This is a genomic window from Thiobacillus sp. (assembly GCA_024235835.1).
Lineage (GTDB): Bacteria > Pseudomonadota > Gammaproteobacteria > Burkholderiales > Thiobacillaceae > PFJX01.
Window position 1 is genome coordinate 1 of sequence record JACKLQ010000002.1, and the last position, 13,151, is coordinate 13,151.

Genomic DNA, 13,151 nt, shown 5'->3' on the forward strand with positions numbered 1-13,151 from the left:
GGGCAATAGCGCCATCGGCGATTTCAGCCCTCGGATACCCCTGCTCATCGCCGGTGCCGGTATCCGGCCTGGAATCTACCAGGGGGTGGTTCGCAGCATAGACTTGATGCCCACGCTGCTGGAGCAGGCCGGCATCCCCCTGCCCCCCAACCTGGATGGTGTCCCGTTGACGCCCGCGCTACAGGGAAAAACCTTACAGGACCTGGCTGCCTTCAATGAGACTGGCATATGGATCGCCGACATCCCGGGACTTCCGGAACGGCATCTTCGCTACCCGGACCTGCTGGAATTGTTGGAGGTGCCGGACCGGCAGACGGGCACCTTGGCTGTCAAGCCGGAATACGCCCGGGTCACCATCCAGGCCAAGGACCGCATGATTCGCCAGGATCGATGGAAACTGGTGTACCAGCCCCTGGACGAAGGCTATGTGCTGCGTCTGTTCGATACGGAGTCTGACCCCAATTGCGAGTCCGACATCGCCAGTAGGCACCCGGAGGTTACCGAGAGCCTGTGGGGTCAGTTGGCGGCCTGGATGGCTGAGGATCCTCTTTTTTCGCCGGAACGGGACAGAATCGGCACCAAGGGTTCGTAGTCGAGCCAATGGGAGCATTCGGGGAGGCGGGTGATATCACCGCTTCGGCGGCAGGGACAGGCGTCGGCTCGGAAGCATGTACCGGCTTCTTTTCCGGTTCCTGGGGCTTTGCATCCGCTGTTGGCTTGGCCTCGCTCGCGGGCTCGGGCTTAAGTTTGGGTTTGTAGGGTTCGGGGAATGGTTCCTTGCCTCCCCATTCCTTGTAACGCCGCTTGAGGCCCTTGGAATCGGGCGCATACCGCAATCCCTCGACGATAAACTGCATCGCTTTATCCTTATTCTTCCGCTGCATGTATATGTCACCCAGGGCCAGATAAGCCTCCGCCAGGAAAGGGGCACCATTCAGAGCCTGGCGATATTCACCCTCCGCAGCGATCTTGTTGCCTGTCAGGTCATAGGACATGCCATTGCGCAAGTGCATCTCGGGACGCAAGGCAAACCCTTCGCTTACATGATCGAGCACATAGTTGCACCCCAACAGTGACTCGTGAATGAAGTAGTCCCTTCTGCCCCGGTTACCCAAAGCCCGGTTGTAGAACCTAAGGCAGTCACAATAGTGATTGAGCGTCATCCAATCCGGATCATTGGCCTTTCGGTCCACGCCAAATGCACGGGCCTTAGTGGCAATCATGACTTCGCACATCTGGCGTTCCTGGGGAGTCGCTTTCCAGTCATCCACCGACCATGCGCTCAGCGGATAGGTCAATGCAGTCAGCGCGAAGATCAACCACTTCATATTCAGTTCCTCTCTACCATGACTTTTTCCAACGTCTTTTGGGTCACCTGTTCCCAGGCAAACTCCACCATGGCCCGCTGGTGGCCTTGGCGCCCCATCCTTGCAGCCCGCTCGCCATCAGTCAAAATCTCCGCTAGGGCACCCGCCACGGCGGACACATCGGCACCGTCCACACGCAACCCAGTCAGTCCTTCCACCACCGCATCGCCAGTGCCCCCCGCCCTGCCGGCCACCACGGGCTTGCCGCAGGACGATGCTTCCAGGAAGACCATACCGAACCCCTCGGTGTCGCCGTTGATCTCCCGGTTGGGCATGGCAAACACATCACAGGCGTTGTACCAGCGGGGAAGGTCCTCCGGGGCCACGTGCCCCAACAGGTGGATGCGCTCTTCCAGGCCGAGTTCCCTGGCCAGGCTGGCCAGGTAGCCCTCGTCTTCACCGATGCCCACCAGGGCATAGCGCACTGCGACACCCCGTTTCGACAACTCAGCCAAGCTGCGTACCACCATGTCGAAGCCCTTGCGCCGGGACAGTCGCCCCACCGACAGGACAAGCTTCTCGCCCACCTGGAGACCAATGGATTGTTTCAGGTCTTCGCAGGGCAGGTCTGGCCGAAAACGTGCCGTGTCCACCCCCGGATAGATCAGGACGATGCTGTTGGGGGCCACCCCCATGCTCACAAGCTCCCGGCGCGTGAAATCGCTGTTGGCGATGACCGTATCAGCGTGGCGCAGGGCGAAGCGCATGGCCTTGTACTTGCCACCTTTGCCCCAGGTGGTGAGTTCCTCCCCGTGTGCATAGATCACCACCGGCCTGAATGTCAGCCGGGCAACCAGCCAGGCCACCAGGCCCTCGGGCAGGGCGCGAATGGCGTGCACGGCGTCGAATCGATGGGTCAGGGCCAGTCCCAGGGACTTGAACAGGAATCGGGCGTACATACCCAGGGACTCGGGCCGTAGCCAGGGCACGCGCTTGAGGTTGAGCCGGTGTACGGTGTTTGGTAAATCCCGGTCCACTTCCACAGCCCCCGGGACGTCAGCGGTGACAATGTGCAGATCCTTCCCCCCCAGGCGGCTGTAAACCTCCGCCGCCCACACGGCGGTACCGCCCTTGGTTGGCAGAAAAAGTTCCGTCAGGACCAAGAGCCGGACATGAGGATTGGTCAAGGTTGTCATCCGCGCATCATGGAAAGGATATTCCGCAGGCTGGCCATGCCCGGATTCTCCCACACGGAGGGCAGCACGGCCCGGATCGCTTCCCGCCGGCGGCCGGCCTTGGCCAGGGCATAGCCCAGGTTCAAACGGCCCTGGGCCAGCCGGCTGCGCACGCCCCGCCTCACGATCGCCGGGTATTCCCGGGCGGCCTGGTTCATGTCCCGCAGGGTGCGCAAGTTGTCGAACTGGGCGCGCAGGGGATCCTTGCGGGTGGCGCTGGCATCATGGATCACGTAGGCCGCCATGGGCCGGCAAACCACGCCAATACGCTGGCTGCGGGCGCACAGCTTGACCAGGAAGAATACGTCCTCGCACACCCGGTAGCCGGTAGGGTAGCCCCCCAATTCCAGGAATATGGCACGGGGCACGGAGAGGGTATGGGTGTCACCGAAGTGGTCGGCAACGAAAGGCTCCAGTTCGCGGGCCTCCATGACCACCTTGTCGGATCCCGCCGCCCTGGCCAGCAATACCCGGCCGGAGTCGTGGATTTCCATGGAGCCGGAGATGCGGCTGTCGTCGGGGCGACGATAGTCGTAGTCGCCGGTGAGAAAATCCAGCCCGCTGTCCTGTGCTATCCAATCGGCATGCCATTTCAGCCGGTCCGGGTAGTACCAGTCGTCGGCGTCCAGGAAGGCCAGCCAGTCCCCGGTGGCCGCCCGGGCGCCGGCATTGCGGGCGGCAGACACGCCGGCATTGTCCTGGCGCAGGTAGCGCACCCGTTCCCCGTACCCGGCCACCACCTCCGCCGTTTTGTCGACGGAACCGTCATCCACCACCAGGATCTCGTGGGCCGGCCAGGTCTGGGCCAGCACGGAATCGATGGCCCGGGCCACGAAGGCCTCCGCGTTGTAGGCTGGGATGATGACGGAAAAGCGCGGCCCGCTCATGCCGCAACGCCTTTTGTTGGCGCAAGAAGCGCCAGCACCCCGCCCAGGCCGGACCAGCGGGCCAGCTTGGCGAAGCGGGGAATCCTGGCCATGCGCTGGTTCCAGGCGGCCAGGCGGGTTCCCAGGTTGGATGCGATCCAGGCGGGTTCCCGTTTTCGGTAATGCTGGGCCAGTTCGGCCGCGCTCATGAAGCGCAGGCCTGGAAACCGTTGCAGCGCCTGGCCCAGGAGTCTGTCCAGTTCCGCCAGGGCCAGTTCCTGTCCGGAACCCGTGAAATTGAAGCGGTGGGTCTCCAGCAGGCAAGGGCGGCCCTGGGCGCATTTTTCCGCCAGGGCCTTCAGCCCATCCTCCGCCCGGTGGCCCCGGTCGGGCTCGAAATAACGGTCGCGGACCAGATAGACGATGCCGCCGATGCCCTGCTGCCCGTTGTACAGATCCACAGCCTCGCAATCGGGTTGGCCTTGGGCATCCCGCCCGGTACACCGGTGGCCCGGCGTGACGAGGGCCTTGGCACCATGGGCTGCCCAGGCAGCCTCCACGGGCCAGGTCCAGATGAAGGTGGGTGGCACCACCACCTGGGGCCTTTCGCCGAAGGCGGTCCGGTAAAGGTCCACTTCTTCCGCCACGGCCACCGCGATGGCCGCATCGGCCAGGGGCCTTGATGGCAGCACGCTGGCGTCCGCCCAGCGGGTTTGCAGGGGGCTGGGCAACGCCTCGGTTTCCTGACCGGGACCGGCCAGCACCCATTCCCGTATCGCCGGGTCCCTCCTGGCCGCAACCAGGAGGGCATCCGGCCAGTAGTGGGCCATGCCGTGGAGCTGCGGTGCGTAAACGCCGAGTCGGATGCCCTCCTGGATGGCGGCCAGCAGATCGGCATAGGCGGGATCGAGAATGGGCCTGGCGTGATAGGTGTGGAAGCCGGACGAAGCGATCGCCTCGCCGTCAGGCAGGGACAGCGTGAGGCCAAGGGTCATGACTGCCGGCATGCCGGTGGCATCCCGATGGGCGTTCAGGCAGGCCGCCACGCGGGCCAAGGACTGGGCGTGGGCCGGGGGACCCGGGCCCCAGTCGTCGCTTTCGATGATCAATACCGGATGACGGAGCACCGGCTCTCGCCAGGCTGCCCGGGCCGGCCCGGCGTACAACAGCAGAATGAACAACCAGAGCGTGGGCAGGGCCAGCAACGCCGGCAGCCACCACCCCATCAGAGGTCGTACCCCATCTCCCTGGCCAGGGGAGCCACACGATCCAGCACGCGCTCCACCCGCTCCCGGTTGCGACCATCCTTCCACTTGTCCAGCTTGATCTCACCGAACACGTCGTAGGGCTTCGTCAGCACCTGGCGGCAGTGCTCTTCCACGCCAGAGGTAAAGTCCAGGTCGCAACCTTGGTACATGGCCCTGTAGCCCGCCACCGGGTCCCGCACCAGGTCTTCATAGAAGATTTCCACCCACTGACTGGCTGGCACCTGGGCCCGGGCATCCAGGATGGCGCGATTGATGGCCTGGTACTGGAAGGCGGCCACCTCCTCGATCGGCGCGGAAAGGTAGTCCCGCCAGCCCTCGGCCAGGAAAAAGCACCACTGGGTGTAACGACCTTTGTCCACGGCCACCTGGGCCGGGAACTGATCTGTCCAGGTGGAATACTTGTCCGGCTTGCCCCAACCCTCTATGAGGGAATTCAGATTGTCACCCGGGCTGCGCTTGACATACACGAACACCGCATCCGGAAACAGGGCCTGAAGGTAGGGCACACACAAGCCATTCTGGTTGTTCTTGTCCACCCAGCGGGACCTTCCGGTCCAACTGAAAAAGTAGCGGGCGACGTGGTCCCGGTCCCGTTGGCTGGCGTCCGCCGCATACAAGGCGTGGGTATCCCAGTTCTTTTCGGTCAGGGGATGCAGGTCGACCCAGAAATCGTGGGTTTCACGCTGCAGGGTGCCCAGTTGAGGAGATTCAGACAGGGTCTTGTAGACCACGGTCGTGCCCGCGCGGGAACATCCCAGCACGATGACAGGACGGTCGGCGGGGGGGCGGGCAATGTCCCAATAGGCGGCTCGCAATTTGCGCGCCACGGATTTGCCGTGGTGGCGCAAGGTCTTTTCAACCTTGGAAATGAAATCCGACATCCGCCTGCTCGTGTTTGAGTTCGGCGAAAGGATACTTGCCTGTCGCTACAATGCCTAGGCTGCTCATACCGCCATCCGCCATGAAACTCGTCACCTGGAACGTCAATTCCCTGAAAGTCCGCCTGCCCCAGTTGCTGGACTGGCTGCCCGCAGCCCAGCCGGACGTGGTCTGCCTGCAGGAGACCAAGCTCACGGACGAGGCCTTCCCACAGGCCGACATCGAAGCCGCGGGATACCGGGCGGTGTTCTCGGGCCAGAAGACCTACAACGGCGTGGCGATCCTGAGCCGCCACCCCTTAATGGAGGTTCAGGCCGGCATTCCCGGCTTCGAGGATGAGCAGAAGCGGGTGCTGGCCGCCACGGTGGGGGACGGTGACGAGAAACTCCGGGTGATCTGCGTCTACATCCCCAACGGCCAAAGCCTGGATTCCGACAAGTACCAGTACAAGCTGCGCTGGCTGGACGCCCTCATCGCCTGGCTGAAGGACGAATTGAACCGCCATCCCCGTCTGGCCCTGCTGGGGGACTACAACATCGCCCCCGAGGACCGGGACGTGCACGACCCGTTGGCCTGGGAGGGCAACGTGCTGGTGTCCGAACCGGAGCGGGCGCGTTTCCGCGCCCTCCTGGCCCTGGGCCTGAAAGACGCCTTCCGCCTGTTCGAGCAGCCGGAGAAGAGCTTTTCCTGGTGGGATTACCGGGCCGCCGGCTTCCGCCGCAACCTGGGCCTGCGCATCGACCACATCCTGCTGTCTTCGGCGCTAGCGGGGAAATGCACGGCCTGCGTCATCGACAAGGAACCGCGCAAGCTGGAGCGGCCTTCGGACCATACACCAGTGCTGGCGGAGTTGGATCTAACCGGGTCCTAGCGCGGGAGCACATGGCGACAGCCGACATATCGGACTAAACTGTGCGCATTAATACATGCGCATAGAGCCGCCATGCCCACATCAAATGCATCAGCCATCGAAACTGCTCCCCACTCCAGACCCCCCTCCAAGCGGGCGGTCAACCTGAGCCTGAGCACTGACGTCCTGGAGGCCGCCAAGATGCTGAAGATCAACGTATCCCAGGTCTGCGACAGTCATCTGCGCGATATCGTGCGCCGGGAACAGGAGCGCCGCTGGCGTGAGGAACATGCGGATTTCATTGCCGCCTACAACGCCACCATCGAATCCGAAGGAATGCCCCTCGATGAGTGGAGGACCTTCTGATGGCCAGGTTCGAGGTCTATCCCAATCCAGGTTCCCATGCCAGCACGACACCCTACCTGCTTGATGTCCAGAGTGACCTGCTGGATGGCTTAGACAGCCGCATGGTGATCCCGCTCCGTAGCCTGGATCACTTCGCTAAGGTCAAGTTGCCGGCCAAACTCACCCCTGTGCTCAGCATCCAGGGCAAGGACTACCTGTTGGAAACCCCCAAGATGGGCGCGGTGCCACAGCGTATTCTGAAATCCCCGATCACGTCCTTGAATGCTGAGCAGGCACAAATAACCGCTGCCCTGGATTTCCTGTTCCAGGGTTTTTGATTCCGCTTGGCTGATCGCGGCGAATAGGCCTGCAAAATGGCGATCAGCATGTGAAAGCGCAACCTACGGAGCCCACCATGCAGGAAGCCCTGTTCCCCGAACTGACTGACCAGGCCATCTCCAGCGAGGTGCTTTTGGAGAAGTACGCCAAGGGGGACGAGCGCAACGTCATCGACGTGCGCAAACGGGTGGCCAAGGCCCTGGCCTCGGTGGAGAAGAAGGCGGACCGGGCCAAGTGGGAACGCCAGTTCTTCGCCGCCATGGAGGCGGGCTTCATCCCCGCCGGGCGCATCAACTCCGCCGCCGGCACCGAACTCCAGGCCACCCTCATCAACTGCTTCGTGCAGCCCGTGGGGGACGCCATCTCCGGCGAGGTGGAAGGCCGGCCCGGCATCTACGTGGCCCTGGAGGAAGCGGCCGAGACCATGCGCCGGGGCGGAGGCGTGGGCTACGATTTCTCCGCCATCCGTCCCAGGGGCGCCCTGGTGAAGGGCACCCAGTCCCGGGCCAGCGGCCCCGTGTCCTACATGCGGGTGTTCGACCGCTCCTGCGAGACCGTGGAGTCCGCCGGTTCCCGCCGGGGCGCCCAGATGGGGGTCATGCGCTGCGACCACCCGGACATCGAGTTGTTCATCCATGCCAAGGACCAGGGCGACCTGCGCAACTTCAACATCTCGGTAGGCCTAACCGACGCCTTCATGCAGGCGGTGGAAGCGGATGGGGACGTGGAACTGAACCACAAGGCCGAGCCCGGTGCCGAGCAGAAGGCGGCCGGCGCCTATCACCGGACAGATGGCATGTGGGTCTACCGCAAGCTGCGGGCCCGGGACCTGTGGACCCAGATCATGGCCTCCACCTACGACCATGCCGAGCCGGGCGTGCTGTTCATCGACCGCATCAACCGGGACAATAACCTGGGCTACTGCGAAGCCATCGAGGCCACCAACCCCTGCGTCACGGCGGACACCCGGCTGGCCACCCAGTTCGGCCTGATCCCCATTGGCGAACTGGCCGCCAACGTCGCGCCCATCATGGCCAGCGTCGACCGGCGCGCATTGGGCCGGGATGAACGTGGCGTGGAACGCCGCCCCGCCAAACCTGCTTTCATGACGGCCAACATGGCGGAGGTCTTCGAGGTCACCACGGAAGACGGCTACCGCATCAAGGCCACGGCCTGGCATGACTTCTACACCCAGCGCGGCAAGATCAAGCTGCGGGACCTGCGGGTAGGCGACGAAATCCTGGTGCAGTCCGGCAAGGGCCAGTTCGGGCAGCAGGGCAGCATGGAACTGGGCATATTGCTGGGCCTGATCACCGGCGACGGACATTTCACCAACCGGGGACAGGGCAAGGAAGCAGCCATCATCAACTTCTGGAACGAAGACCGCGTTCTGGCCGATGGCATGGCGCGTATCGTCAACGGCCTGATCTCGGGCTTGGCCACCAACGGCCGCGAATATGCTGTACGCCCGGTAGCCGTGCCCCAGCGCAACCACGTTTTTCTGCGCTCCATCATGCTGGCACGGGTTCTGGAACACTACGGCTTTACGCGGCAAACCAAACTACGGGTTCCCGAGGTGGTCTGGCGAGGTAGCGAGGACTGCGTCAAGGGCTATTTGCGTGCCCTGTTCCAGGCCGATGGCACGGTAAACATTTCTGGAAATAGCCAAAGCTGCTCCGTTCGCTTGGCTTCCAGTTACCCTCATCTGCTGCGGGAAGTGCAGGTGTTGCTGGCCAACTTCGGTGTGTTCTGCCGCATCCACCAACGCCGCGCTGCCGGGCAGCGCATCTTGCCAGATGGTAAGGGCGGGCATCGTGAGTATGCTTGCCAAGCAGACTTTGAACTCATCATCGACGGGGAATCCCGCAGTGTATTCATGGCCGAGATGGGCTTCCTGCTGGACTACAAGAACGATAAATATCGTGCGTGGGCAAAGGACAAGGCACTACGCCAAAAGCAGCGCTTCACTAGCCGAATCAAATCCATCGTGTCAGTTGGCCGTGAAGCGGTTTACGACACCACCCAGCCTGACCACAACACGGTCATCTTCAATGGCCTCGTCACCGGACAATGCGGCGAACAACCGTTACCACCCTACGGCTGCTGCTGCCTGGGCTCGGTGAACCTCACCCGCTTCGTGACCCAGGCCTTCACCGAACATGCCGCCTTCGATTTCGAAGGTCTAGCCCACATCCTGCCCACCTGCGTTAGGGCCCTGGACAACGTGCTGGACCTGACCGCATGGCCCCTGAAGAAACAACATGACGAGGCCATGGCCAAGCGTCGCGTGGGCCTGGGTTTCACCGGCCTGGGGGATGCCCTGGCCATGCTGGGCCTGCGCTATGACACCCCCGAGGCCCTGGCCTTCGCCACGCAGGTGGCGGCCTTCATGCGCGACCACTCATATCGTGCCTCGGTGGCGCTGGCCCAGGAACGGGGCGCCTTCCCCCTGTTCAATGCGGACCTGTACCTGGCCGGCGGCAACTTCGCCTCCCGCCTGCCGGAAGACCTGAAAGCGGAGATCCGCGCCCACGGCCTGCGCAATTCCCACCTGCTGTCCATCGCCCCCACGGGCACCATCTCCCTGGCCTTCGCCGACAACGCCAGCAACGGCATCGAGCCCCCCTTCTCCTGGGCCTACACCCGCAAGAAGCGGGAACCGGACGGCGGCTGGAAGGAATACCAGGTGGAGGACCACGCCTGGCGCCTGTACCGGGAACAGGGCGGTGACACGGAACACCTGCCCGAGAGCTTCGTCACGGCTTTGGAGATCTCCGCCCTGGCCCACATGGACATGGTGGCCGCCGTGGCCCCTTACGTAGACAGCGCGATCTCGAAGACGGTCAACGTCCCCGCCGACTACCCCTACACGGATTTCGAAGGCCTCTACTTCGCCGCCTGGAAGGCGGGCCTCAAGGGCCTGGCCACCTACCGGCCCAACGCGGTGCTGGGCAGCGTGCTGTCCACGGGCGAGGAGAAACCCGCCGCCGACAAGGCCAAGGCCGCCGCGCCCCAGGATTTCGAGCTCTCCGACGTAAACCGCCGCATCGAGATCAAGGCCCTGCCCGCCCCCGTTCTGGAAAGCCTGAAGTGGCCCGGCCGGCCCAAGCTGCCCGGCGGCAACCCGGCCTGGAGCTACATGATCGAGAGCCCCCACGGCAGCTTCGCCCTGTTCGTGGGCAATACGGAACCGAGCGAAACCGACGGCCGGGCCTGGCCCTTCGAGGTGTGGGTCAACGGCGCCGAGCAGCCCCGGGGCCTGGGGGCCGTGGCCAAGACCCTGTCCATGGACATGCGCGCCAACGACCGGGGCTGGCTCAAGTTCAAGCTGGACACCCTGGCCCGGACCCGGGGTGACGACGCCTGCGCCATCCCCTTCCCGCCGGATGGTGAGCTCCGCCAGATGCCCAGCCAGGTGGCGGCCATGGCCCAGCTCTTGCGCTGGCGACTGGACGAACTCCATGCCCTGGACGGCGAGGGCACGGAACACACCGATTCCGCCCTGCTGGACGCCCTGTTCTCCCACAAGGAGCCCAAGACCGGCACCGACGGCACCCTGTCCTGGACCGTGGACGTGCTCAACCCCCATACCGGCGACGACTTCGTCCTGGGGCTGAAGGAGATCACCCTGCCGGATGGCGTCACCCGGCCCTACTCCGTGTGGCTGGCGGGGGACTACCCAAGGGCCCTGGACGGGCTTTGCAAGCTGCTGTCCCTGGACATGCGGGTCATGGACCCGGCCTGGGTGGGCATGAAGCTGCGCAAGCTGCTCAACTACCCGGAACCCCTGGGGGATTTCATGGCCTTCGTGCCGGGAGAGAGCAAACAGTCCACCTGGCCCTCCACCGTGGCCTACGTGGCCCGGCTCATCATCCACCGTTACGCCATGCTGGGCATCCTTACCGAGGACGGCCTGCCGGTGAAGGAGATGGGCATCCTGCAGACCCCGGCCCTGCCCGCCCACGCCGGCGAGCAACCCACGGTGCTCAAGGGCCGCCGCTGCCCCGAGTGCGGCAACGAGACGGTGATCCGCAAGGACGGCTGCGACTTCTGCACCGCCTGCGGCGCGGTGGGGGCCTGCGGCTGAATCCTTGATCCGTAGCCTGGAGGAGCGAAGCGAGTCCAGGGGAAGCGATTGCCCGGGTTACCCCGGACTTGGCCTGCGGCCTCAAGCCTACCGACTAGCTACCTGCTATCGCTCTACAATCCAGGCTGTTGAACTGATTGGAAGCCGTCATGACCTTCTACCTCCTCACTCTCGTCCACGTCCTTGCCACCATCGTCTGGGTGGGGGGCATGTTCTTCGCCCACCAGTGCCTGCGGCCTGCCGTCCTGGCCACCCTGGAACAACCGCCCCAGCGCCTGGCTCTGTGGCGGGCGGTGTTCGGCCGTTTCTTTCCCTGGGTGTGGGGCTGCGTCATTGCCCTGGTACTGACGGGCCAGGCCATCGTGGTGAACATGGGCGGCATGGGCGCGGTGCCGGTGCAGATCCACGTCATGGCGGGCATCGGCTACCTCATGGCCATCATCTTCGCCTTCATCTACTTCGCGCCCTATGCTGCCCTGAAAAAAGGCGTGGCGGCCCAGGACTGGCCTGCCGCCGGCGCGGCCCTGAACCGCATCCGCATGCTGGTGGGCACCAACCTGGCCCTGGGCCTCACCAACGTGGCGCTGATCTTCCTGCTGCCCGGCCTGCCGCAGGCATAAATACCCGCCCCGGACTCTCTACGCTCCGCCGGGCTACGTCTCGGCGGCACGCACGGTAGCCCGGGGGAGGCCGCAGGCCGAGTCAGGGAATCGCACCTCTCCAGGCTTCCCCAGTGATTCAGCGGTACAGGGGCAGGGCCGCGATGCGGGCCTCGATCTTCTCCACCATGGCCTTGTAGGCCGGTGCTCCCACGCTGCCAAAGCGGCGCTCGAACTCGGCCTGGTTCATGAACTGGGGCAGGTCGTCCACCCTGGGGAAGAACACGCCGGCCTCCTTCACGCCCGCCAGCACGGCCTGGACCTTGCGTGCCTGACTCTCCGAACGGGTACCCGCCTCCCCCAGCCGGCTGCCCGCCCGATCCGCCGCCAGGTCGTTGAAGGAAAATCCGCTGCCCTCCCGGGCGTCCCGCAGTTCCTTGTAAAGCCCTGCCGCATCGGAAAGGCCCTCGCCGCCCGTGGCGGCGATGAAGGCGGACAGGGCGAAATGCTGGGCGAAATCCCCGCGCCCAGCCAGGTTCACGCCGCCCATTCGGCCCAGGCCCTGCAAGCCGCGGACGGACACCAGGTTCTGCCCCAGGGCACGCTCAGCCAGGGCGGTCAGGGCGGCACGGTTTTCCACCACCGGGTCGCCTTTGCCCGAGCGTTCCCGGGCCAGGGCGAACACCTGCCCCAGCACGACAGGGAAATCCCGAGCTTTCAGCGTGGCCAGCCGCTGGCGGTAGATGCCCAGGATGGCGACATCCAGGCCGGCACCGCGGGCCATGGCTTCCTCCAGGGCCAGGCCCCGCCAGACGAAACGGAGGGTCAGGTAGCCCTGGCCCAGGCGGGCGGCGCGCATCATGTCCCTGGCCACCAAGTACTGGGGCGCCACGGGCGAAAGGGCCAGCCCCCATTCCAGCACCTGCCCGGCCAGGACCGCAGGCAGGGGCAGGGAGCCCAGGCGCAGGCCCGCGGGGGCCAGCTTGCTGCCATCCTGGGCCAGTGCCAGTTCCCAGTTCAGGTATCGGGGCACGTCCAGCCAGGGCAGGCGCTGGCTGGCACGGACCAACAGCCGTTCCCTGGAGACGGAGATGGATGCCCCCTCCATCTCCATGCGCCCGGCCAGGTAGTTGAGACCCAGGCCCAGGTCCCTTTCGGAGAGGCGCACCTGCCTTTCCTGGCCCTCCGCCATGTTTCTCAGTCCCAGGGAGGACCAGACCAGGCGCCCCCGCTCCAGGTCCGTCACCGCCACGTCCCCACCCCGGGCAACCGCGGGCCTGGGGGAGGTGGCGATTCCCAGCAGCAGGACCAGGATGGCCAGGGGCAGGACGAAGAGCAGGCTCAGCTTCAGGAAGAAACCGGTGATGAAGTTCATG

The 13,151-nt window shown here is 64.7% G+C and carries 12 protein-coding genes; 6 read left to right on the plus strand and 6 right to left on the minus strand.

From position 1 onward, the window contains the following. A partial coding sequence (locus H6935_08215; GenBank protein ID MCP5278332.1) for an arylsulfatase occupies positions 1-592 on the plus strand: 592 nt, incomplete at its 5' end. Here the strand turns inward: H6935_08215 and H6935_08220 are convergent. From H6935_08220 to H6935_08240, 5 genes are read right to left on the minus strand one after another with little or no spacing between them, the layout of a single operon-like run. Further along, positions 498-1,328 (minus strand): hypothetical protein, encoded by an 831-nt coding sequence (locus H6935_08220; GenBank protein MCP5278333.1) that lies wholly within the window; start codon positions 1,326-1,328, stop codon positions 498-500. The genes H6935_08215 and H6935_08220 overlap by 95 nt on opposite strands. 2 nt (positions 1,329-1,330) lie before the next feature. Next, on the minus strand, positions 1,331-2,503 hold the full coding sequence (locus H6935_08225) for a glycosyltransferase family 4 protein (GenBank protein ID MCP5278334.1): 1,173 nt from the start codon (positions 2,501-2,503) through the stop codon (positions 1,331-1,333). Beyond that, the gene (locus H6935_08230) at positions 2,500-3,429 is read right to left on the minus strand and encodes a glycosyltransferase family 2 protein (protein ID MCP5278335.1); all 930 of its coding nucleotides are present in this window, start codon (positions 3,427-3,429) and stop codon (positions 2,500-2,502) included. The genes H6935_08225 and H6935_08230 overlap by 4 nt, the downstream gene beginning before the upstream one ends. Continuing rightward, a complete protein-coding gene (locus tag H6935_08235) occupies positions 3,426-4,634 on the minus strand; it encodes a hypothetical protein (GenBank protein ID MCP5278336.1) in 1,209 nt (402 codons plus the stop codon). Before H6935_08235 ends, H6935_08230 begins: the two co-directional genes overlap by 4 nt. After that, entirely contained in the window at positions 4,634-5,557 is a 924-nt protein-coding gene (locus H6935_08240; GenBank protein ID MCP5278337.1) for a sulfotransferase, read from the minus strand. Before H6935_08240 ends, H6935_08235 begins: the two co-directional genes overlap by 1 nt. A gap of 80 nt (positions 5,558-5,637) precedes the next feature. Between H6935_08240 and xth the strand changes: the two genes are divergently transcribed. The 5 genes from xth to H6935_08265 all read left to right on the plus strand — a co-directional run bounded on the left by xth (position 5,638) and on the right by H6935_08265 (position 11,796). After that, complete coding sequence (gene xth / locus H6935_08245; protein ID MCP5278338.1) at positions 5,638-6,426, plus strand: exodeoxyribonuclease III; 789 nt, start codon at positions 5,638-5,640, stop codon at positions 6,424-6,426. Positions 6,427-6,498: 72 nt separating this feature from the next. Further along, positions 6,499-6,771, plus strand: coding sequence for a type II toxin-antitoxin system CcdA family antitoxin (locus H6935_08250; GenBank protein ID MCP5278339.1), 273 nt, complete (start codon positions 6,499-6,501; stop codon positions 6,769-6,771). Continuing rightward, positions 6,771-7,088 carry a CcdB family protein gene (locus H6935_08255; protein MCP5278340.1) on the plus strand — a complete coding sequence of 106 codons (318 nt, stop codon included), beginning with the start codon at positions 6,771-6,773 and terminating at the stop codon, positions 7,086-7,088. Before H6935_08250 ends, H6935_08255 begins: the two co-directional genes overlap by 1 nt. Before the next feature lie 77 nt (positions 7,089-7,165). Further along, the gene (locus tag H6935_08260) at positions 7,166-11,176 is read left to right on the plus strand and encodes a ribonucleoside-diphosphate reductase, adenosylcobalamin-dependent (protein ID MCP5278341.1); all 4,011 of its coding nucleotides are present in this window, start codon (positions 7,166-7,168) and stop codon (positions 11,174-11,176) included. A 149-nt stretch (positions 11,177-11,325) separates the two neighbouring features. Beyond that, the gene (locus H6935_08265; GenBank protein ID MCP5278342.1) at positions 11,326-11,796 is read left to right on the plus strand and encodes a CopD family protein; all 471 of its coding nucleotides are present in this window, start codon (positions 11,326-11,328) and stop codon (positions 11,794-11,796) included. 118 nt (positions 11,797-11,914) lie between these two features. On the opposite strand, the gene H6935_08270 is transcribed toward H6935_08265, so the two are convergent. Further along, the gene (locus H6935_08270) at positions 11,915-13,150 is read right to left on the minus strand and encodes a hypothetical protein (GenBank protein MCP5278343.1); all 1,236 of its coding nucleotides are present in this window, start codon (positions 13,148-13,150) and stop codon (positions 11,915-11,917) included. Position 13,151: the final 1 nt, after the last annotated feature.